Genomic DNA, 22,322 nt, shown 5'->3' with positions numbered 1-22,322 from the left:
TCGAGATGGCGGTCGCCACGCGGGGCGGTATGCAGGCGATATGGCGTGATGACGATGCGCAGAAGCTGATTTTCCACACCGATCGTGGGTCGACGTACACCGCGAAACGGTTCACCAGGCTGTGCCAGAAGATGGGTATCCGGCAGTCGATGGGCCGGGTCGGATCGTGTTTCGACAACGCCGCAGCGGAGGCATTCTTCTCTTCTTTGGAGTGGGAAGTGTTGTCACGCAACGAGTTCCATACTATCATGGAGGCGCAGGCGGTCGTGTTGGAGTGGTGCTACGGCTTCTACAATCACCAGCGTCGCCACAGCGCGATCGGGATGATGAGTCCGGTCGACTACGAGAACACCGCAGTCACCGAGCCCGAAGCCGCATAGAGGAGTCCTCCACGATTCCGGGGGAACCACAAAGTGCACCGATGCCGAGTTGGTGGCGGTGGCCACCGCGCAGGAACGCACGATCAATCGGATGGTGTTCCAAGGCAATCGGCAGATCGTGGAGATCTCGGATCGGGATGTGCCCCGGTCGATGGGGTATCGCAGTCTGCCCAACTTCATGAACGCGGTGTTGCGGGTGTCGCACCCTGCTCGTCGCCGAGGACAGATGACCGCGACCGGCCAGTTCCGTCACCTCGACGGGCAGCCGGCCGAGCCGAAGTATCCCACCCTGGCCCAGGCATTCGCCGACGGCCGGGTCGGGCCGGCCCACCTCGAGACGACCGTGGAGTTCCTCGACGCGCTGCCCCACCAGGTGCCCCACGACAAGAAGGTGGCTGCCGAGGCCACCCTGGCCGGGTTGGCGTGTGAGCACACGCCCGCCGAGATCGGTGAACTCGGGCAGCGGCTACTCGACAACCTCGACCCCGACGGCGAGTTGTCCGACGGCAGTGACCGTAAACGACGTCGTAACGTGTGGGTCAACCGGCAAGACGCCCAGCAGATGTCGAAACTGACCGGTCACCTCGACCCGGAAACCCGCGCCCTGATCGAAACGCTGTGGGCGGTATGGGCCACACCCGGCCTCAACAATCCCGACGACCCCGACTCGCCGACCGGCGGGGTCGACGATGCCGACCCCGAAGCGTTGGAAGCTGCGGCCGGGCGTGATTTGCGGTCCCCGGCGCAACGCAAACACGATGCGTTGGCGGCCCTGTTGCGGGCGGTGTTCGACGACGGACTGCTCGGAAAATCGCATCGTGGTCTGCCGGTGCAGTTGATCATCAAAGCCGACCTCAACGACCTGATCCGTGAATCCGGAGTTGCGGTCACCGCCACCGGGTCGAGTCTGCCGATGGCCGATGTCATCCGGCTGGCCGCCGACGCGCAACAGTATTTGGCGGTGTTCGCCGACAACAGTGCGATACCGCTGTATTTCGGGCAGGCCAAACGACTCGCCACCCGCGCGCAACGGTTGGTGTCTTTCGCCCGCCCCGACGGGCACGTGTGCTCAGCACCCGACTGTGATCAGCCCGCCGCCCACGTGGAGATGCATCACGCCGTGCGTGACTTCGCCGACGGCGGCAACACCGACATCGTCGACCTCGCCCCCGCCTGTGGCCCGCACAACCGGATGGTCGGCAAAAACCCGGGCCAGTTCACCACCGGGGTCTACACCGACGGCCCCGACGCCGGCCGCGTGTGGTGGCGCCGTAACAGCGAACCCGACGCACCACCCAACCCGCAACAACACAACCGACGCCCCGACATCGCCGCCCTCTTCTTACGCAACCTCGAACAAGCCCGCGCCCGCATCCACCCACCACCAGCACAGGCGCCGCCACCACAACACAAGCACTACACCCTCACCGAGATGATCCCCCAACCCATCTCGGCAGTCGAAGCACGCCTGGCACTGCTGATATTCGACAACAAACGCTGACCGCGCGGACCTGAACGAGCGACTTGATTGTCAGCGGCAGGGGGAGTGCGCCGGTTGCGCAGGCCTACCCGCGTACGCCCTTGCCGACTCTGTCGCACACCCGTTGATCGCAGGCGCCTCGCGCACCAACGTGTCGTTGGTCAATGCCGCAACCATGAACAACGCGAAGTCGATGCGCCGGGTGAGGTTGCCGGCGAGTATCGGATCGCCGACGTGCCGGCTCCACACCGGCAGGCCCTGGCTCTCTCCTTCCTCGAGATCGCTGCCGCGCACCACGGTCCAGCGGGTGTCGGAGTCGAAGATCAGACGGGCCGCCCGTACCTGATCGTCAACGTCGACCACACGCGCCCACCTCGCCAGCGTGCTCACGATCGGCACAATGTAGCGAAGCTGCCAGGAGTATCGGTCGAGGCCATCACGAGTGATGTGCCATCCACACGAAAAGATCAGTCGCGCATCGGGTTCTGCATACTCGAGAACCGCTCGGGTGGTGCCCGAGGAGTAGTCGTGCACACCCCACGGGGCCAGCACGGTCAAGACGCCATCGCAACCGGCGACAGCGCGGGCGATCACCGCGCGATCGTCGGTGCGGCCGGGAATGATCTCGATGCGGTCAGCGACGTCGTCGAGTTTCGGCACGCTCTGCGGCCGCAGACGCCGACCACCTGGTAGCCGCGATCCAGGCAGTGCTGGATCATGTAGCGCCCCAGCTTCCCGGATGCGCCGACAATGCATACCCGCAGCGGGCGAGTGTCGGGGGTGTCGTCGATGGTCATTGGGCGGTCCTCTCGATGGCGATGATCCTTACGGTGTAAGGACACCTTACGCGGTAAGGTGGACCGATGTCCAGAGGAGGAGGAAAGTTGGTGACCACACGAAAGCCGGTGACCCGTGAAGCGGTTGTTTCTACCGCGGTGCAGATGGCCGATGAGGGCGGGATCGGCGCGGTGACGATGCGCAAGATCGCCCAACAACTCGGAGTCGAGGCGATGTCGCTCTACCACCACGTCCGCAACAAGGACGGCATTCTTGACGTGATGGTCGATCACGTGTTCGCGGAGATCGAGATCCCGACCCAGGCCGACTGGCGCGAGGCATTGCGGGTGCGAACCGCTTCTGCGCGAGACGCATTGGTGCGCCACCCGTGGGCGTTGGGGTTGATGGACTCTCGGCGCAGTCCCGGGCAGCAAACACTGCGGCATCACGACGCCGTGATCGGGGTGTTGCGTCGAGCCGGCTTCACGATCGGCGGCGCGGCACATGCGTTCTCCCTGCTGGACAGCTACCTCTACGGCTTTGTCTTGCAGGAGACAACCATGCCGTTCGACTCCACTGATGCGGCCGACACGCGGGAGGTCGCCGAATCGATCCAATCCGGAATCGACCCGGCCGACCTCGCGCATCTCACCGAGATGACCACCGCGCATGTCATGGCGCCGGGGTATTCCTACGCCGACGAGTTCGACCTCGGCCTCGAGGTGGTGCTCGATGGCCTGGAACGCAACCGCACCCGCTGGGAGTGAGGGCCGCCGCGACGATCCGCCTGCGCGCGCCCGATCGGCTCGCGCGCATGTCTCGACATGCGCGCGAGCGGGACCGGTGCGCGCTCGCGCAAACAGATCGCCGGGGTGACGCCTCAGATGCCGAGGGTCTGTCGGCGGGCCGTGACCTCCGCGCGGTAGCGCGCGACGTTGGCCATCTTGATGCCCTCGTAGCCACGGATCATGTCGGGCAGCTCAGCCAGCTCCACGGCTGAACCCACCCGATCCGCGCCGACGCGGCCATCGGCCAAGCCGGCCAGCAGATCCTCGACGGTCTCGCGGTACTCGCCGATCAGAGCACGTTCGGTCCGCCGGACCTCATTGTGGCCGAACGGATCGAGCTTGGTGCCCCGCAAACGCTTCATCTTTGCCAGCGCCGAGAGCGGCCGGTCTGCCCAGCCGCCGAGCGACAACTTCTCCCTCATCCCCATGCTGCGCAGCGTCGGCGGATGCAGGCGGACGGCCACCTGCGCGTCGTCGCCGAACTGCTCCGCGATCTGCGCCGCGAACGTCGGGTCCTGGGTCAGCCGCGCGACCTCGTACTCATCCTTGTAGGCCATCAACTTGTACAGGTTCCGAGCAACCGCGCCGGTGAACGCGGGACCGTGACCGGCGCGCTGGACCCGGGAGACGAACTTGAAATACTCACGTGCATAACGCTCGTCGGCATAAGCGATTAGCTCGTCGTAGCGGATGGCGATAGTGCGTGCCAGGTCGTCCTCGAGCGAGCCCAACTCACCGACGACGGACATCGCATACTCACTCGGCTCGATCTCGGCAGAGGTGGCACCGTGCAGCCCGGTGAGTGTGTGCGCCACCGCATCCGGGTTGTCCACCACCTGACGTCCGCGGCGGAATGCCTGGATGTTGGCGTCTACGGCCACGCCGTTGAGTTCGATGGCGTGCTCGATCGACTCGGCCGAGATCGACAGCGCACCTGCCTGATATGCCGCACCCACCATCAGCATGTTCGCGTACTGTTCGTCGCCGAACAGGTCCGTCGACAGTTCCCCGGGATCGAGGTACACCGCGCGACGCACCTTGTCGTCGATGGCCGAATGGACCTGGGCGTCGGCGGGGAAACCGACTGTGGTGTCGATGACCATCGCACCGGTCGGGATCTTGGTGGTCGACACCACGGCGACCGTCTTGTCGACATCGGCGACCTTGAGGTTAACCGGATCGGTGCCCACCAAGGGGTCGCACGCCAGGTACAGGTTGCAGTCGTCGGAAGCCACCTTGCCTGCCTGCTCCACGATCTGCGGGGTGATCTTGACATCACTGACCACCGCACCGCCCTTCTGCGCCAGGCCGGTCATGTCCACGGTGCGCGCAGCATTGCCGTCGAGCACCGCGGCCGTGGCCAGCACCTGGGACACGGTCACCACCCCTGTCCCGCCTATCCCGGTCACGCGGATCGCGAACGACTCGCGCACCGCGGGCACCCGCGGCGTGGGCATCAGTGACGCGGCGATGTTGTCGGCACGGCGACGTTCCCGCTCGGTTCCCGGCGTCACCGTCACGAACGACGGGCAATCGCCCTTCAGGCAAGAGAAGTCGAGATTGCATGAGCTCTGGTCGATGTGCGTCTTGCGGCCGAATTCGGTGTCCACCGGGTGTACGGACAGGCAGTTGGATTTCTCGCCGCAGTCACCGCATCCCTCGCAGATGCGTTCGTTGATCATCACTCGTCGGTTCGGCGTGCTCATGGTGCCGCGCTTGCGCTTGCGACGCTTCTCCGCCGCACAGTGCTGGTCGTGGACCAGAACCGTCACGCCGGGAACGGATGCCAGCTCGGTCTGCACGTCGAGCATGTCCTCGCGATGCCGGATGGTGACGTCCTTCGGCAGGCCGAGCGCTTTCGTGCGTGCCACGTCGTCGGAGGTGACCACGATGCGGTTAACACCTTCGTCGAGAAGTAGCGAGGTCAGCCGCGGCAGACTCATCGCGCCCACCGGGTCTTGACCGCCGGTCATGGCGACGGTGCCGTTGTAGAGCAGCTTGTAGGTGATGTTCTCGCCGGAGGCGACCGCGGCGCGTAGCGCCAGCGAGCCGGAGTGCATGAACGTGCCGTCACCGACGTTCTGCACGAAATGATCCGCGGTCACGAACGGCGCCATCCCGATCCACTGTGCGCCCTCGCCGCCCATCTGGGTGACGCCGGCGATGTCGCCGACTTGACGCTCGTCCATCAACAGCACCATGGCGTGGCAGCCGATCCCGGCGCCCACCAGCGTGTCGTCGGAGACCTTGGTGGAGCTGTTGTGGGGGCAGCCGGAGCAGAAGTAAGGCGTGCGGACGGCCAGCGGCAGTTCGATCCGGCCGCGCCGCTTGGATTTCCGTTCCAACCAGTCCTGCGCGGCATCGACATGGTGGTGACGCGCCAGCCGGGTGGCCAGACCGCGTGACACCGCGTCCACATCGAGTTCGCCGAACCTCGAGAACAAGGTCGAACCGTCCTCATTGGTCTTGCCGACGATGCGGGGAGCGCGGGGATGACGGAACAGGATGTCGCGCATCATCGTCTCGATGAAGTCGCGTTTCTCCTCCACCACGATGACCTCGTCGAGGTCGCCGGTGGCAGTGTCGAACATGAACCGGTCGAGAATGTCGCGGTCGAGCGGATAGACCATGCCCAGTTTGAGGATGCGGATGCCCAGTCGATTGAGCTGATCATCGTCGATGCCGATGAGCCGCAACGACTCCCGAAGGTCCAGATACGTCTTGCCGGCCGCGACGATGCCGATCCGGTCGTCCGGGCTGGAGGTGACGATGCGGTTGAGGCCATTGAGCCGAGCGTATTCCAGCGCTCGCGGAATGCGGGTGGTGAGCTGATTCTGCTCGAGCTCCATCAGGCTGGCGCCCAGCAATCGTCCGCTCGGGACGTGCGGGCTGCGACCGAGGTCGCCGTACACGGGCATGATCCGGTTGGTGTCGACCAGTGCTGTCGACGCTCCGTCGGCGACATGCGCGGAGATCTTCATCGACGTCCACAGTCCGCTGACCCGGCTCATCACCGCGGCGTGCACGCCGAAATCGAGGATGTCCTGCGAGTCGGCGGGATAGAGGATCGGCATGTACAGATCGGCCAGCGCCATCTCCGACGCGCACGGAATGGTGGAGCTCTTGGCGCCGGGGTCGTCGCCGACGAGTGCCACCGCTCCACCGGACGGGTGGGTGCCGATCATGTTGGCGTGCCGCAGCGCGTCGGTAGCGCGGTCGAGGCCGGGCGCTTTGCCGTACCAGTAGCCCACGACGCCGTCGCGTGCCGTCCCGTCGGCGTCGGGCGAGAGGTCTGCCACCTGGCCGGCCACCTGCGACCCCATCACCGACGTCGCGGCGATCTCCTCGTTGAGCCCGGGCCGGTGGACGATGTCGAGCGGTTCGAGGTACGCAGCTCGGCGGGCGATCTCGAGGTCGTAGCCGGCCAGTGGGGAGCCCTCGTAGCCGGAAATGAAGGAGGCCGTGCGCAGATTCTGGCGGCGGTCGATGCGGGCGCGGTCACGGACCATACGGACCAGGGCCTGGATGCCGGTCAGATAGATGGTCCCGGTTTCGCGCGTGTAGCGGTCGTCGAGGGAGAACGAGGCAGCCGAGGACGAGGTCCGGGAGAACGTCGCGGTCTCGTCGGTGGGCGCACCGAGGCGGTGCGCGCGATCATCTGCGAGGGTCATGGGATTACCTGGCCTTCTCTTCATATATCGGTCCGCAGACGCCGTGGGTGTGGGCGCTGCGGGCATCGGTTGTCGCGGCCCGAGGGGTGGTGGGCCTGCCTTCACAGTACGCAATAGTCGTGAGCCACGTCACGTTGGCTGCGACAATGTGATGGCGGCTCGATCAGTGCGTGACAAGGCGACCTGTTGTGTCGTACGATGCATTCAGTTAATGACGGCTAACTGAAAGGTCGATGGTGACCAGCACGTTCAACGCCGAGGCTCCCGGAATCGAGGGCAACGCGCCCGGCCCACGGGCTGCGCACCTGGCGAATGTCGAGACGCTGCGCGACCACCTCGCGATGGCGCGCCGCGGCGGCGGCGACAAGGCCCGGGAGCGTCACATCTCCCGCGGAAAACTGCTACCCCGCGACCGTGTGGATCGACTCCTCGACGTCGGTTCTCCCTTCCTCGAGGTGGCGCCGCTGGCCGCCCACGACATGTATGACGGCCGGGTGCCGTCGGCCGGTGTCGTTGCGGGTGTCGGGCGGGTGGCCGGCCGCGAATGCATGATCGTGGCCAACGACGCGACCGTCTCCGGCGGCACCTACTACCCGATGACGGTCAAGAAGCATCTGCGCGCCCAGGAGATCGCGGCCGCGAACCGGCTGCCCTGCATCTACCTCGTCGACTCCGGCGGAGCAATGTTGCTACAGCAGGACGAGGTGTTCCCCGACCGCGAACACTTCGGCCGCATCTTCTACAACCAGGCCACGATGAGTGCCGCGGGCATCCCGCAGATCGCCGCCGTGCTCGGCTCGTCGACCGCCGGTGGCGCCTACGTGCCCGCGATGAGCGACGAGACCGTGATCGTGCGGAATCAGGGCACCATCTTCCTGGCCGGTCCGCCGCTGGTGAAGGCCGCGACCGGTGAGGACGTCACCGCCGAGGAGCTCGGCGGCGGTGCCATGCACTCGTCGGTCTCCGGCGTCACCGACCACCTCGTCGACAACGACGAACAGGCACTGGCCAAGGTGCGTGAGATCGTCGCCACGCTGGGGCCGCGCGAGCAACATCAGTGGGAGACGGTTCCCGTCCGGGAACCGTTGCGGCCGCAGACTGACCTATACGACGTGGTACCCACCGATTCGCGCACCCTGTACGATGTCCGTGAGGTCATCGAGATCATCAGCGACGGTGGAGAATACACCGAGTTCAAGGCCAACTACGGCACCACGTTGGTCACCGCCTTCGCACACGTACACGGCCATCCGGTGGGCTTCATCGGCAACAACGGCGTGTTGTTCAGCGAATCCGCGCTCAAGGGTGCGCATTTCATCGAACTGTGCGACCAGCGACGCATCCCGCTGATATTCCTGCAGAACATCACCGGCTTCATGGTCGGCCGCGCCTACGAAGAAGGCGGCATCGCCAAGAACGGCGCCAAGATGGTCAACGCCGTTGCATGCGCACGCGTACCCAAACTGACGGTCATGGTGGGTGGATCGTTCGGCGCCGGCAACTACTCGATGTGTGGGCGCGCCTATTCGCCGCGCTACCTCTGGATGTGGCCCAACGCCCGGATCTCGGTGATGGGCGGACCGCAGGCCGCCGACACCCTGGCCACGGTGCGTCGCAACCAGATCGAACGTTCCGGTGACGACTGGCCGGCCGACGACGAGGAAGCCTTCAAGGCGCCGATCCGAGAGCAGTTCGAGCACCAGTCCGATGCCTACTACTCCACCGCGCGGCTGTGGGATGACGGCATCATCGATCCCGCGCAGACCCGCACACTCCTCGGACTCGCCTTGGAGACATGCAGATACGCACCGCTGACCGAACCCCGCTACGGCGTCTTCCGGATGTGATGACCATGAACCAGACCAGCCCCACCATCGCCCGCCCCATCCGCAGTGTGCTGATCGCCAACCGTGGCGAGATCGCCTGCCGTGTCATCGACACCCTGCGGCGCATGGGTATCCGCAGCATCGCCATCTACTCCGACGCCGATGCCGACGCCCGCCATGTCCGAGAGGCCGACGTCGCCGTGCGGGTGGGCCCCGCCGCCGCCACACAGAGCTACCTCGACATCGACGCGGTGGTGCGTGCCGCGCTCGACACCGGTGCCGACGCGGTGCATCCCGGGTACGGATTCCTCTCGGAGAACCAGAAATTCGCGGCCGCCCTCGACGACGCCGGGATCATTTTCATCGGACCTCCGGCCGAGGCGATCGCGACGATGGGCGACAAGATCACCGCGCGCGCCGCGGTCACCGAGCGCGATGTCCCGGTGGTGCCGGGACTGTCGCGACCCGGCCTGTCCGATGACGACCTGATCGCCGCCGCACCCGACATCGGATTCCCGGTGCTGATCAAGCCGAGTGCCGGCGGCGGCGGTAAAGGCATGCATCGGGTCGAGAACGCCGCAGACCTGCCCGCGGCGCTGCAACGCGCGCGTCGCGAAGCGGGCTCCGCGTTCGGCGACGACAGCCTGTTCCTCGAACACTTCGTGGATACGCCCCGTCACATCGAGGTACAGATCCTTGCCGACGACCACGGCAACGTCATCCACCTCGGCGAACGCGAATGCTCTTTGCAGCGCCGCCATCAGAAGGTTATCGAGGAGGCGCCCTCGGCGCTGCTCGATGCGCAGACCCGCGCGCGGATCGGTGAGGCGGCCTGCGACGCCGCCCGCAGCGTCGGCTACTCCGGTGCCGGCACCGTCGAGTTCATCGTCTCCGCCCACCACCCCGACCAGTTCTTCTTCATGGAGATGAACACCCGCCTGCAGGTCGAGCACCCCGTCACCGAACTCGTCACCGGCGTCGACCTCGTCGAACAGCAGATTCGCGTCGCGCGCGGTGAGGTGCTGGGCCTGGCCCAGGACGACATCACCCTGACCGGTCATGCAGTCGAGGCACGCGTGTACGCCGAGGACGCTGCCAACGGCTTCCTACCCACCGGCGGCACGATCGCCCGCCTGGTGCAGCCCGATACCGCACCCGGCAGCGGTATCCGCGTCGATTCGGCGATGGCTGAAGGGCTGATTGTCGGCAGTGATTATGACCCGATGTTGGCCAAGGTCATCGCCCATGGCGGCGACCGGGAAGAGGCCCTGGAAAGGCTGGATCAGGCGCTTGCACACACCCGGGTGCTGGGTGTGGTCACCAATGTCGACTTCTGTCGGTTCGTCCTCGCCCGACCCGAGGTCCGCAACGCCGACCTCGACACCGAACTGCTCGACCGGCTCGTCGTCGACTACGCGGTGGCCGAGCCCGAACCAGAGGCGCTCGTGCTGGCGGCCGTCGCCCGCATCGGACCCCGCGACCGCGCAGACGTATGGCAGTCGGCGGTGGGCTGGCGACTCGGCGACGTGGCACCGGTGACCACCCGATTGACCTGGGGTGCACAGCATTTCACCGTTGCCATCGCGGTGAGCACGGCGACCGAGGACGGTGTGTCCGGTCGGGCCGAGGTCACCTACGAGGATTCCGACCGCGGCCCGTGGCGCGCCGATATCGAGTATCGCCGCATTCGCCGCGGCGGCACCGACGGTGATGGCACTCGGCGGCTCATCGTCGACGGGGTCAGCCAGTCCTGGTCGAAGGTGCAGATCGCCGGCACGTGGTGGGTGTCGGGCCCGCACGGCACCTGGCAGCTCGAACCCGCACGTGCGTTGCTCGACGAGGCGGCCGACGACAATGCCGGGGAGATCCTGAGTCCGATGCCCGGCACCGTCGTCGCGGTACCGGCGACGGCGGGCGACGTCGTCGCAACCGGAAATCCGGTCGTCGTCGTGGAGGCGATGAAGATGGAACACACCTTGACCGCCCCGATCGACGGCGTGGTGGCCGTCTCGGTCCGCGTCGGCGACAAGGTCGCTGCCGGCCAGACGCTCGCAGACGTGCAGAAGGAGAACTGATGGAACTCAACCAGGACCACATCGACCTGATCCACACGGTGCGCGACTTCGCGCAGTCGGTGGTGGCGCCGGTGGCGGCGAAACACGATGAAGAACACAGCTTCCCGTATGAGGTCGTGTCCCAGATGGGCAAGATGGGACTGTTCGGTCTGCCGTTTCCCGAGGAGTATGGCGGCATGGGCGGCGATTACTTCGCGCTTGCGCTTGCGCTCGAGGAACTCGGCAAGGTCGACCAGTCGGTGGCGATCACCCTCGAAGCCGGGGTCGGCCTCGGCGCCATGCCGATCTACAAGTTCGGCACCGAAGAGCAGAAGCAGAAGTGGCTGCCAGACCTGACCTCCGGCGCCGCGCTGGCCGGGTTCGGCCTCACCGAACCCGGTGCCGGGTCAGATGCCGGTGCCACCGCGACCACCGCACGGCGCGACGGGGACAGCTGGATCATCAACGGTGCCAAACAGTTCATCACCAACTCCGGTACCGACATCACCTCTCTGGTGACCGTCACCGCGGTGACCGGGACAAGAGACAACGGACGCAAGGAGATCTCGACGATCGTCGTGCCGTCGGACACCCCGGGCTTCACCGCCGAACCCGCCTACAACAAAGTCGGGTGGAATGCCTCCGACACCCATCCGCTGACCTTCGCCGATGCGCGGGTTCCGGCCGAGAACCTGCTCGGCGAACGTGGCCGTGGATACGCCAACTTCTTGTCCATCCTCGACGAGGGGCGAATCGCGATCGCCGCGCTGGCCACCGGTGCAGCGCAGGGCTGCGTCGACGAAAGCGTCAAGTACGCCAAGGAAAGACAGTCCTTCGGTAAACCGATCGGCAACTACCAGTCGGTGTCGTTCGCCATCGCCCGGATGGAGGCGCGCGCCCACGTGGCCCGCACCGCCTACTACGATGCCGCCGCGAAGATGCTGGCGGGCAAGCCGTTCAAGAAGGAGGCGGCCATCGCCAAGATGATCTCCAGTGAGGCCGCGATGGACAACGCTCGGATGGCGACACAGATCCACGGCGGCTACGGCTTCATGAACGAGTACCCCGTCGCCCGGCACTACCGCGACTCCAAGATCCTCGAGATCGGGGAGGGCACCACCGAGGTGCAGCTCATGCTCATCGCGCGGCAGTTGGGATTCGCATGACCGAGCAGGATGCGGCCGAACGCGTCCGCGTGATCCAGCGCGGCCTGTGGTTCGAGGAGTTCGCCGAGGGTACCGTCTACGAACACCGTCCCGGACGCACGGTGACCGAAGCCGACAACGTGCTGTTCACCACGCTGACGATGAACACCCAGGCCCTGCATCTCGATGCTGCATGGTCGGCGGAGCAACCGGGCTTCGGTGGGCAGCGGTTGATCAACTCGATGTTCACGCTCTCGACCATCGTCGGGCTGTCGGTGTCGCAACTGACGCAGGGGACCCTGGTGGCCAATCTCGGGTTCAGTGAGGTCGCCTTCCCGGCCCCGTTGTTCGCCGGCGACACACTGTACGCCGAGACCGAATGCACCGGTAAACGGGAATCCAGGTCAAGGCCGGGTGAGGGCGTGGTGAACTTGACCCACATCGGACGCAATCAGCACGGCGAGGTCGTTGCGCGCGCCGCAAGGGCCACGCTGGTGCGACGACAGCCAACGGAGTGATGATGCAATTCGCGAACGCCTGGACACCACCCGGACCGGCAATGCTCTTCTGCCCGGCCGACCGTACGGAGCGATATCAGAAAGCCCTCGACCGCGCTGACGTGGTGATCCTCGACCTGGAGGACGCGGTCGCGCCGGAACGTCGTGTCGCCGCCCGCGAAGCCCTGGTGGCCAACCCGATCGACCCCGACCGCACGATCGTTCGGATCAACCCGGCCGGGACCGGCGACTATCGCCGCGATCTGACTGCGGTGTTGGACACCAACTACCGCGTGGTGATGCAGGCAAAAGCCGAGGACGTCGACTCCATCATCGACACCGCCCTGCAGACGGTGGCGCTCATCGAGACGCCGCTGGGCGCGACAAGGGTCAATGAGATCGCTGCGGCGGTCAATTGCATCGGACTGATGTGGGGTGCCGAGGATCTGGTGGCCGGGCTCGGTGGCAAATCGAGTCGGTTCGGGCCGGGGGAGGAGCGAGCCGGCCAGTACCGCGACGTCGCGCGCTGGGTCCGGTCCACCGTGCGCATCGCGGCGGCTGCGCACCAGAAGTTCGCGGTCGACTCCGTCCACCTCGACATCGACGACGTGTCCGGTCTCGTCGCGGAGGTCCGCGATGCCGTCGCCCTCGGCTACACGGCAACAGCATGCATACATCCGTCGCAGGTCGAGCACATCCGCGCGGGCTACCGGCCCTCCGACGACGAGGTCCTCTGGGCACGACGTGTGGTGGACGGCTCGACCGAGCACGCCGGTGGCGTGTTCACCCTCGACGGTCAGATGATCGACGGCCCGGTGCTGCGCCAGGCCGAGGCCGTGCTGACCCGGGCCGGAGCTTCTGGCGACCTCCCGGAACATTCCGCCTGACGGGCGGCGACAACCCTGAATCGGAGCACATCATGGCGCAACCGGCCTACTCTCACGGGGAGAGCGTCCCCGACCTGCTCACGGAGACAATCGGCGCAACCCTGGCCCGCACGGTCGAGTCGTACGGCGACAACCTGGCACTCGTCGACGCCGCGACGTCACGGCAGTGGACATACACGCAGTTCCACCGCGATGTGCATGCCCTCGCCGCAGGGATGCTGCGGCTCGGGGTGAATCCCGGCGACCGGGTGGGACTGTGGTCACCCAATCGGGCCGAATGGGTGCTGACCCAGTACGCGGCGGCAGAGATCGGCGCCGTCCTGGTCAACCTGAACCCGGCCTATCGGCAGAACGAAATCGAGTACGCGTTGACCCAGTCGGGTACCTCAGTGGTCTTCGCCGCAGAGCGGTTCAAGGATTCCGCGTACGCGTCGATGCTCGCCGAGGCCCGCCCACGGTGTCCGGACGTGCGCGAGGTGGTGCTCTTCGAGTCGCCACAGTGGGCCGAACTCCTCGCCGAACCCACTGCCGCCGAGATGGGTCGGCTCTCCGACATCGCCGGGTCTCTCGGCCCCGACGATCCCATCAACATTCAATACACCTCGGGTACAACGGGTTTCCCCAAAGGGGCGACGCTCACGCACCGCAACATCGGCAACAACGGCTATCTGGTCGGTGAACTGCTCGACTACACCGACGCCGACCGCATCTGCCTCCCGGTGCCCTTCTACCACTGCTTCGGCATGGTGATGGGCAACCTGGCGGCCACCAGTCATGGTGCGGCCATGGTGATCCCGGCGCCTGCCTTCGACCCGCAGGCCACCCTGGCGGCGGTGTCGCAGTATCGGTGCACCAGTCTGTACGGGGTGCCCACGATGTTCATCGCCGAGCTCGCGCTGCTCGACGAACTCGGCGATGACCACCGATTCGATCTGTCCAGCCTGCGGACGGGCATCATGGCCGGATCGCCATGTCCCGAGCACACGATGCGTCAGGTCGTCGAGCGGATGCACATGCGTGAGGTGTCGATCTGCTACGGCATGACCGAGACGTCGCCGGTATCCACCCAAACCCGTGTGGACGACCCGCTGGAACTGCGGGTCGGTACCGTCGGTCGGGTGGGACCGCACCTGGAGATCAAGGTGATCGACCCGGTGACCGGCGACACGGTGGAGCGGGGTGAGACCGGCGAGTTCTGCACCAAAGGTTACTCGGTGATGACGGGATACTGGAACGAGCCCGAGAAGACAGCAGAAGCCCTCGATGAGGAGGGGTGGATGCACACCGGCGACCTGGCGGTGATGGACGACAACGGCTACGTGCGCATCACCGGACGGATCAAGGACATGGTGATCCGCGGCGGCGAGAACATCTACCCGCGCGAGATCGAGGAATTCCTCTACACCCACCCGGACATCCTCGATGCCCAGGTGATCGGTGTGCCCGACGACAAGTACGGCGAAGAACTGATGGCGTGGGTGCGGCTCCGTGACGAGGCAACAGATTTCACCGCCGACGATCTGCGTGCGTTCGCCGACGGCAAGATCGCGCGGCACAAGATCCCGCGCTATGTCCATGTGGTCAAGGAGTTCCCGATGACGGTCACGGGCAAGGTGCGCAAGGTCGAGATGCGTGCGGAAGCCGTCGAGATCTTGGGCATCGGATCGGTAGCGGAGCGACGTCGGTGACCGCGGTGGACTCGCGGCCCGGCCAGACCCAGATCGACGCATTCACCCGATTCATCACTTCACGTACCGATCGGGCGATCGAAGGCTATGCATCGTTGTGGCAGTGGTCGGTCGACGAGCCGGCCGCGTTCTGGCGGGCGGTGTGGGACTTCTACGATCTCGGGGCCATCGCCGGCGATTCGCCGTCGGTGGCAACCGACGACGACGTCCTCGCGGACGCAGCAATGCCTGGTTCGCAATGGTTTCCGCATGTGAAGCTGAACTATGTATCAGCTGTGCTGCGGCATCGCGGACTGCCCGGTGCGGCAGTCGTCGGACTGGATGAGAATGGGCGACGCAGCGAGCTCACCTGGTCCGAATTGGCAGATGCCACCGCCGGGTTCGCGCGGACTCTGACCGATTTCGGTGTGGGACGCGGTGACGTGGTCGCGGCATACCTGCCGGATATCCCGGAGGCGGTCGTCGCCTTCCTCGGTGCGGCATACGTGGGTGCCATCTGGTCGGGATGTGGCCAGGACTACGCGCCGGAGGGGGCGGCCGGACGGCTGGCCCAATTGCGACCCAAGGTGCTGGTCAGTGCGACCGGCTACCGCTACAACGGCAAGGACGTGGACAAGGTCGCCGACAGCGACGCCTTGGCGCGGCTGCTGCCGGACCTGGTGGCGCACATCGTGGTCGGTGACCCGACGAGTGCATCGCGAGGCGGCGTCGAACAGATCCCTTTCGACGCGGCGCGCGCCGCCGACGGCTCCGGACTCCAGCCGGAACCCGTGGCGTTCGACCACCCGTTGTGGGTGCTGTTCAGTTCCGGTACCACCGGCAAGCCCAAGGGGATCGTGCACGGTCACGGCGGGGTCGTCGTCGAGCATCTCAAAGCGGCCGGACTGCACGGTGATCTGGGCGTACACGATGTCTTCTTCTGGCAGACCGCGCTGAGCTGGATGATGTGGAACTTCCAGGTCGCCGGACTGCTGTGCGGATCGCGCATCGTCTGTTACTCCGGCTCGGCGCTGTATCCCGATGCCGACCGGCTGTGGCAGCTCGTCGAATCCGAAGGCGTCACCTACTTCGGCACCAGCCCGGGGCAACTGCAGGCCTCCCGCAAGGCGGGTTTGGTTCCTGGCAAAGAGCACGACCTCGCGCCGTTGCGCATCTTGGGGAGCACCGGATCGACCTTGGCCGCCGACCTGTTCACCTGGGTGGAGGAGAACGTCAAGGCAGGCATGCCAATCTCCTCGATCAGCGGCGGCACCGATGTCGTCAGTGCTTTCGCCGGCGGCTCCACCGGGGTTCCGGTGGTCGCGGGAGAACTGTCGGTCCGCTACCTCGGCGTGGCACTGCAGAGTTGGGCTCCCGACCGCACGCCGTTGGTCGGGGAGGTGGGGGAGATGGTGATCACCGCACCGATGCCGTCCATGCCGGTCCGGTTCTGGGACGATCCGGACGGGGCGCGGTATCGCCGCGCGTATTTCGAGCACGAGTGGGACTCTCCCGCCGACCGTCCGGTGTGGCGTCACGGCGATTGGGTCACCGTCACCGACCGCGGCTCGCTGGTCATCCACGGTCGCAGCGACGCCACCCTGAACCGCCACGGCATCCGGATGGGGTCGGCCGACATCTACGAGGTGGTCGAGGGCATCGAGGAGATCGCGGAGGCGTTCGTACTCGGGGTCGACGGGCCGGACGGGAAGTACTGGATGCCGTTGTTCGTCACCCTGGTGCCGGGCGCGACCCTCGACGACCCGCTGCGCGGGCGCATCGCATCCGAGGTGCGGTCGCGGCTGTCGCCCCGGCACGTCCCCGACGAGGTGATCGAGGCGCCGGGGATCCCACACACGCGCACCGGCAAGAAGCTCGAGGTTCCGGTCACCGGCATCCTCGCCGGCCGCGCCGAGGTCGCCATCGATCCGAAGTCGGTGGACGACTACGGCCTCATCGACTGGTATGCCGAACAGGGTCGAACTCATCGGTGGTGAGCGGGTGCGCACGCCACCAGGCCGCGACCCGGGCATGTACTACCGTGGGGCGCGACACGCGCTCACCGCGGGGGGCGAAGACGACCGAGCAGGAGATGCGATGACCTACCAGCAAGGCGGCGGGTACGGCCAGCACGGCCAGCAGCCGGGATACGGGCAGCAGGGATATCCGGGGTACTACGGCCAGGGAGCGGCCGAAGGTCAGCCGAGCGGCGCTCCCGGATATGGTCAGCAAGCTGGTCAGTCGCAGCCGGGTTCCGTTCAGCAGGGGTACGGCCAGCAGGGGTACGGCCAGCCCGGGGCGGGCCGGCAGAGCTACGGGCAGGGATATGGCCAGCCCGGCTACGGTCAAGGACAAGCCGGATACGGCCAGCAGTACGCGGGCCAGACCCAGCAGTATCCCCAGCAGGGCTACGGCCAGCACTATCCCCAGGGCTACGGCCAGCACGGATACACCGCGCCGAAGCCGGCCGGACAGGGCCTGCCGGGCAACATCGGCCAGCTGCTGGCCATCGCCATCGGTGCGGTCGCCGCCGTCGACGCGTTGGTCAGTTTCTGGAACCGCGGTTCCTACCTGCCTTACCTGGTGTTCATCGCGATGCTGGCGCTGCTGACACTGCTGCCGAAGATCCAGGCCAAGGTCGTGGCCCCAGTGGTGGCCGCCGCGGCCGTGGCGACGGCGATCACGCAGATCTACGACGTCATCTACACGTCCTCTCAGGGCGCCGGCATCATCACCAACTCGGGTGTCGACTACGCCCAGCTGACACTGAGCATCATCACCGCGGGACTCGCGTTGTTCTGGCTGCTCGTCGTTGTCGGGACCCTGAAGGTGGCGTCGGACGACGTCACCGCGGACGCCGCCGGGGTGGCGGCGCAGCCCACGGGCGCCGCGCCGACGCCGGCGCCGCAGACGACAGCCTTCGGTGATGCCCAGGCCACCGCCTATGGCACGTCGGCCACCGCGAGCTCAGTGGCCCAGCCGACCTACGATCCGTCGGCCTACACGCAGAGCCCGTCGACGCCCACCCCCGGGTCGGGGACCTCGTCGGAGACCAACCCTTACCAACCCACCGCAGGAGCCGCCGATGCTGGTGGATCGTCGGCCGGCTACCCGCAGGCCGCCGAGGGGTCGGACGCGACGACCAAGATCAGCCGCCCCGAACAGCACGGCGGCCGCTGACAGACAGCGTCAGCTCGTATATGACCCGATGCCCCGGCCTCACCGGTGGGGCATCGGGTCGTTTCGATAGCCCGAACAGGGTCGGCGAGACCTGCGACGGCTGAGGCGTCTGTCGCTTTCTGAGGTCCTTGCGGCGCGTCAGCTCGGCGCACGGCCGGTGCCGTGTCACGCTCGTAGCCGATGCCCTCACCGACTGCCGACAGCCTTGCGTCGCGTCTTCGACAGATGCGACAACACAACCGTGCGCAGCGTGCGGTGAGCGAAGGCTCCGCACGTCAGCTCGTCGTGGTGGCGTTCGCGGTACCGATGGTCACCATGCTGACCATCGCGGTGGTCACCCTCACCGTGCTGCTCTTCGCAGGTAGCGGACTGGAAGGTCTGGGTCCCGCCGTCGGCAGCATGTGGCTGGCGATTCACCAGGTGCCGGTGACCATCAGCGGGGTCACGATCGGCGTACTGCCCTTGTTGCCGACGCTCCTGGTCGCCGCGGGCACCGTGCGGATGGCCGGTTCGGCCTCCGGTCCACATCGTCCACCGAGCGAACTGATCGCCATCGTGTTCTCGGCCATCGGTGGACCGCTGCTCGTGACCGCGTTGTCGTTGGCGGTGGTCATGGACGGGACGTCGGTGCTGCCGGTACAGAGTCCACCGGCGCTCGTCGCCTTCGGCGCCACCCTCGGCATCCATGGGGGTGCTGCGCTGGCCGGCATCGGCTGGCGATATCGCACCGACATCTACGAACGCCTCGCCGTTCCGCCCTCGGTGCGGCGGGGGATACGGTACGGCGCGGCCGGGGTGTGCGCGCTGCTCACCGCGGCAGCAGCGGTGGTGGTGGTCCGACTCGTGATGCGGTGGCAGACCGTGGGCGACCTCATCGCCGGCGGCAACGATTTCGACGGATACCTTGGACTGGCCGTGTTGTCGCTGCTGTATCTGCCCAACGTGATCGTCGGCGCCGCGGCAGTGTTGGTCGGCGCCGATGTGCACTTGGGTACGGCATCCATCGACCTCGTCGATGTGCAGGGCGGTCCCGTCCCACCACTGCCACTGCTCGGGGCATTGCCCGAGGCAGGTGTCGGCACCCTGGGTGTCCTCGGATTCGTGGTCCCGGCATCGATCGCCGTGGTGGTGGGGTTGCGCTGTCGCGACCTCGATCCGATGGCCAATCTGCGTTCGGTGGCGCTGGCCGGAGCGGTGGCGGCAACCGCGATGGTCGTCATGTGCACTCTCGCCGGCGGTGAACTCGGTGAGTTCGGCATGGCCGGGGTCACGGTGCCGACCGCCGGCGTGTTCACTCTGGGCTGGTTCGTGGTGGTCGGACTCGTGGTCGGCGTGATCCATGCGGCGTTGCCGGCGACGCGGCAGGCCCGCCGATCGGCCGCGTTGGGCGGGATGGACGAGTTCGACGTCGACCCGGACGGCGGCTACGACGACGAATACCTGACGGATGATGAGTACCTCACCGACGAGTACCTCACCGACGGGTACTTTTCCGATGACTTCGGGTTCGATGATCTCGAGGTCGCCGATGTCGGAACCGATGAGATCTCCGGCGCCGACGATGATGAGTACTTCGACGATGACCACGCCGCTGATGACATGGTCGGCGGCGATCGGGTTGCCGACTCCGAGTCCGACGCCCACTTCGCCGACGAGTACTCGGCCGACTCTCGCTGAGTTCGTTCGCGCGGCGAACCCCGGCGACCAGCGGATCGGCGTCGACCACTAGGCTCCCTTGTGTGAACGCAGCTGCAGGGCCATCGGAGTCCGCAGTTCGCGTACCCTCTGAGGCTCGTGTGCCGATCGTCGTGATGGCTTCGGGCACCGGATCGTTGCTCGCCGCGTTGATCGCCCGCGCCGACGAGCCGGCACCCTTCCGGATCGTGGCCGTCGTGGTGGACCGACAGTGTCCCGCCGCTGACATCGCGCGCCGGCACGGCCTCCCGGTGATCGACTGCCGGGTCGGCGATCATCCCGATCGTGGCGCCTGGGACTCGGCGCTGACCGATCAGGTGGCCGACCACGCGCCGGCTTGGGTGGTCACCGCGGGCTTCATGAAGATCCTCGGGAGCACCTTCCTGTCCCGCTTCGGCGGACGGATCGTGAATTCGCATCCCGCACTGCTGCCCTCGTTTCCCGGCGCCCACGGTGTGGCCGACGCATTGGCGCACGGCGTGAAGGTCACCGGTACCACGGTGCATTTGGTGGATGCAGGTGTCGATACCGGCCCCATCCTGGCGCAGCAGCCGGTCGCCGTCCGTTCCGACGACACCGAGGCCACCCTGCATGAACGGATCAAATCGGTAGAGCGTGAGTTGCTCGCCGACGTGGTGACGAAGCTCGTCACCAAAGGTGTAGTGATCGACGGACGAAAGGCCGACATCCCGTGAACACACAGAGCCCCGCCGACGACACCCGCCGGCCTATCCGTCGCGCGCTGGTCAGCGTTTACGACAAGAGTGGCCTCGACGAACTCGCCACCGTCCTGCATGCGGCCGACGTCGAAATCGTGTCCACCGGTTCGACGGCCAAGAAGATCGCCGACGCGGGTGTGCCGGTGACCGAGGTGTCGGCGCTGACCGGTTTTCCGGAGTGTCTCGACGGACGCGTGAAGACGCTGCACCCCAAGGTGCACGCGGGAATCCTGGCCGACACCCGCAAGAACACCCACGTCGAGCAGCTGGCCGAACTCGGTGTCGCGGCATTCGATCTCGTTGTCGTCAATCTCTATCCGTTTACCGAGACGGTCGCCTCGGGTGCCACGCCGGACGAGTGCGTCGAGCAGATCGACATCGGCGGCCCGTCGATGGTGCGCGGGGCCGCGAAGAATCACCCGTCGGTGGCCGTTGTCGTCGACCCCGCGGATTACGGCCGGGTCCGCGACGCCGTCAGTGCCGGCGGGTTCGATCTCGCCCAGCGTCGTCAGTTGGCGGCACAGGCATTTCGCCACACTGCGGACTACGATGTCGCGGTCGCGTCCTGGATGTCGAGTGTGGTGGCACCGCCCGCCGATTCGTCGACCTTCCCCGACTGGGTCGGCGCGACCTGGAATCGGTCGGCCGTGTTGCGCTACGGCGAGAACCCGCATCAGGCTGCGGCGCTCTACGTCGCCGGAGCCGGTGGCGGCCTGGCGTCTGCGGAGCAGTTGCACGGCAAGGAGATGAGTTACAACAACTACACCGACGCCGACGCCGCATGGCGTAGCGCGCACGACTTCGATGCTCCAGCCGTGGCGATCATCAAGCACGCCAACCCCTGTGGCATCGCCGTGGGCGCCGACATCGCGCAAGCGCATCGCAAGGCCCACGCATGCGACCCGGTAAGCGCCTACGGCGGGGTGATCGCCGCCAACCGCGAGATCACGGTGGAGATGGCCGAGCAGGTTGCCGAGATCTTCACCGAGGTCATCATCGCCCCCGGGTTCGCCGACGGTGCCCTCTCGGTGCTGACGCGCAAGAAGAACATTCGCGTGCTCACCGCCGCGGCGCCGGATCGCGCCGGCGTCGAGACCCGACCCATCTCCGGTGGACTGCTGATGCAGCAGCGCGATGTGCTCGACGCCGAGGGCGACGATCCGGCGAACTGGACCCTCGCGGCCGGCGCACCCGCCGACCCGGACACGCTCGCCGACCTGCTGTTCGCTTGGCGTGCATGCCGTTCGGTCAAATCGAACGCGATCTTGCTTGCGCACGACGGCGCGTCGGTGGGCGTGGGTATGGGCCAGGTGAACCGGGTCGACTCCGCACATCTCGCCGTCAACCGCGCCGGCGAGCGCGCATCCGGCAGTGTCGCGGCCTCCGACGCGTTCTTCCCGTTCCCGGACGGTTTGCAGGTCCTGCTCAACGGCGGGGTGCGGGCCGTGGTCCAGCCCGGTGGCTCGATCCGCGACAACGAGGTGATCGAGGCGGCATCGGAGGCCGGTGTCACCCTGTATCTCACGGGTGCACGCCATTTCGCGCACTGAGTTCGC

At 66.6% G+C, this 22,322-nt stretch carries 17 protein-coding genes; 14 read left to right on the top strand and 3 right to left on the bottom strand.

Going from position 1 to position 22,322, the window contains the following annotated elements; translation table 11 throughout:
• Both ACIGKQ_RS10120 and ACIGKQ_RS10115 read left to right on the top strand, forming a co-directional pair.
• Positions 1 to 380: integrase core domain-containing protein (locus ACIGKQ_RS10120; protein WP_279941326.1), on the top strand; the 380-nt coding region annotated here is incomplete at its 5' end.
• A 58-nt stretch (positions 381 to 438) separates the two neighbouring features.
• The gene (locus tag ACIGKQ_RS10115; protein WP_396573478.1) at positions 439 to 1,881 is read left to right on the top strand and encodes a DUF222 domain-containing protein; all 1,443 of its coding nucleotides are present in this window, start codon (positions 439 to 441) and stop codon (positions 1,879 to 1,881) included.
• 30 nt (positions 1,882 to 1,911) lie between these two features.
• On the opposite strand, the gene ACIGKQ_RS10110 is transcribed toward ACIGKQ_RS10115, so the two are convergent.
• Together ACIGKQ_RS10110 and ACIGKQ_RS10105 are read right to left on the bottom strand one after the other, a co-directional pair.
• Complete coding sequence (locus tag ACIGKQ_RS10110) at positions 1,912 to 2,454, bottom strand: NAD(P)H-binding protein (protein WP_396573477.1); 543 nt, start codon at positions 2,452 to 2,454, stop codon at positions 1,912 to 1,914.
• Positions 2,451 to 2,657 carry a hypothetical protein gene (locus ACIGKQ_RS10105; protein WP_396573475.1) on the bottom strand — a complete coding sequence of 69 codons (207 nt, stop codon included), beginning with the start codon at positions 2,655 to 2,657 and terminating at the stop codon, positions 2,451 to 2,453. Before ACIGKQ_RS10105 ends, ACIGKQ_RS10110 begins: the two co-directional genes overlap by 4 nt.
• Before the next feature lie 66 nt (positions 2,658 to 2,723).
• On the opposite strand from ACIGKQ_RS10105, the gene ACIGKQ_RS10100 reads away from it, so the two are divergent.
• Positions 2,724 to 3,404 (top strand): TetR/AcrR family transcriptional regulator, encoded by a 681-nt coding sequence (locus ACIGKQ_RS10100; protein WP_396573474.1) that lies wholly within the window; start codon positions 2,724 to 2,726, stop codon positions 3,402 to 3,404.
• A 113-nt stretch (positions 3,405 to 3,517) separates the two neighbouring features.
• Here the strand turns inward: ACIGKQ_RS10100 and ACIGKQ_RS10095 are convergent, their stop codons facing one another.
• Positions 3,518 to 7,096: an indolepyruvate ferredoxin oxidoreductase family protein gene (locus ACIGKQ_RS10095; protein WP_396573472.1), complete on the bottom strand. Its 3,579-nt coding sequence runs from the start codon at positions 7,094 to 7,096 to the stop codon at positions 3,518 to 3,520.
• Positions 7,097 to 7,329: 233 nt separating this feature from the next.
• Between ACIGKQ_RS10095 and ACIGKQ_RS10090 the strand changes: the two genes are divergently transcribed.
• The 11 genes from ACIGKQ_RS10090 to purH all read left to right on the top strand — a co-directional run bounded on the left by ACIGKQ_RS10090 (position 7,330) and on the right by purH (position 22,316).
• Positions 7,330 to 8,943 carry a carboxyl transferase domain-containing protein gene (locus ACIGKQ_RS10090; RefSeq protein ID WP_396573471.1) on the top strand — a complete coding sequence of 538 codons (1,614 nt, stop codon included), beginning with the start codon at positions 7,330 to 7,332 and terminating at the stop codon, positions 8,941 to 8,943.
• Between the two features lie 5 nt (positions 8,944 to 8,948).
• Positions 8,949 to 10,997 carry an acetyl/propionyl/methylcrotonyl-CoA carboxylase subunit alpha gene (locus ACIGKQ_RS10085; protein ID WP_396573469.1) on the top strand — a complete coding sequence of 683 codons (2,049 nt, stop codon included), beginning with the start codon at positions 8,949 to 8,951 and terminating at the stop codon, positions 10,995 to 10,997.
• Complete coding sequence (locus tag ACIGKQ_RS10080) at positions 10,997 to 12,142, top strand: acyl-CoA dehydrogenase family protein (protein ID WP_396573467.1); 1,146 nt, start codon at positions 10,997 to 10,999, stop codon at positions 12,140 to 12,142. The genes ACIGKQ_RS10085 and ACIGKQ_RS10080 overlap by 1 nt, the downstream gene beginning before the upstream one ends.
• Positions 12,139 to 12,639 carry a MaoC family dehydratase gene (locus ACIGKQ_RS10075; protein ID WP_235724740.1) on the top strand — a complete coding sequence of 167 codons (501 nt, stop codon included), beginning with the start codon at positions 12,139 to 12,141 and terminating at the stop codon, positions 12,637 to 12,639. The genes ACIGKQ_RS10080 and ACIGKQ_RS10075 overlap by 4 nt, the downstream gene beginning before the upstream one ends.
• Before the next feature lie 2 nt (positions 12,640 to 12,641).
• Positions 12,642 to 13,505: an HpcH/HpaI aldolase/citrate lyase family protein gene (locus ACIGKQ_RS10070; protein ID WP_396573465.1), complete on the top strand. Its 864-nt coding sequence runs from the start codon at positions 12,642 to 12,644 to the stop codon at positions 13,503 to 13,505.
• Positions 13,506 to 13,537: 32 nt separating this feature from the next.
• Positions 13,538 to 15,193: an AMP-binding protein gene (locus ACIGKQ_RS10065; protein ID WP_266059807.1), complete on the top strand. Its 1,656-nt coding sequence runs from the start codon at positions 13,538 to 13,540 to the stop codon at positions 15,191 to 15,193.
• A 32-nt stretch (positions 15,194 to 15,225) separates the two neighbouring features.
• A complete protein-coding gene (locus ACIGKQ_RS10060; RefSeq protein WP_396573483.1) occupies positions 15,226 to 17,169 on the top strand; it encodes an acetoacetate--CoA ligase in 1,944 nt (647 codons plus the stop codon).
• A gap of 100 nt (positions 17,170 to 17,269) precedes the next feature.
• Positions 17,270 to 18,352: a hypothetical protein gene (locus tag ACIGKQ_RS10055; RefSeq protein ID WP_396573463.1), complete on the top strand. Its 1,083-nt coding sequence runs from the start codon at positions 17,270 to 17,272 to the stop codon at positions 18,350 to 18,352.
• Between the two features lie 225 nt (positions 18,353 to 18,577).
• Positions 18,578 to 20,029: a DUF6350 family protein gene (locus tag ACIGKQ_RS10050; protein WP_396573462.1), complete on the top strand. Its 1,452-nt coding sequence runs from the start codon at positions 18,578 to 18,580 to the stop codon at positions 20,027 to 20,029.
• Positions 20,030 to 20,163: 134 nt separating this feature from the next.
• Positions 20,164 to 20,742 (top strand): phosphoribosylglycinamide formyltransferase, encoded by a 579-nt coding sequence (gene purN / locus ACIGKQ_RS10045; protein WP_396573461.1) that lies wholly within the window; start codon positions 20,164 to 20,166, stop codon positions 20,740 to 20,742.
• Positions 20,739 to 22,316: a bifunctional phosphoribosylaminoimidazolecarboxamide formyltransferase/IMP cyclohydrolase gene (gene purH / locus ACIGKQ_RS10040; protein ID WP_235724734.1), complete on the top strand. Its 1,578-nt coding sequence runs from the start codon at positions 20,739 to 20,741 to the stop codon at positions 22,314 to 22,316. The genes purN and purH overlap by 4 nt, the downstream gene beginning before the upstream one ends.
• Positions 22,317 to 22,322: the final 6 nt, after the last annotated feature.

The sequence above is a fragment of the Gordonia sp. NPDC062954 genome, from assembly GCF_044543825.1.
Lineage (GTDB): Bacteria > Actinomycetota > Actinomycetes > Mycobacteriales > Mycobacteriaceae > Gordonia > Gordonia tangerina.
This window is presented reverse-complemented; position numbering and strand designations above follow the sequence as displayed.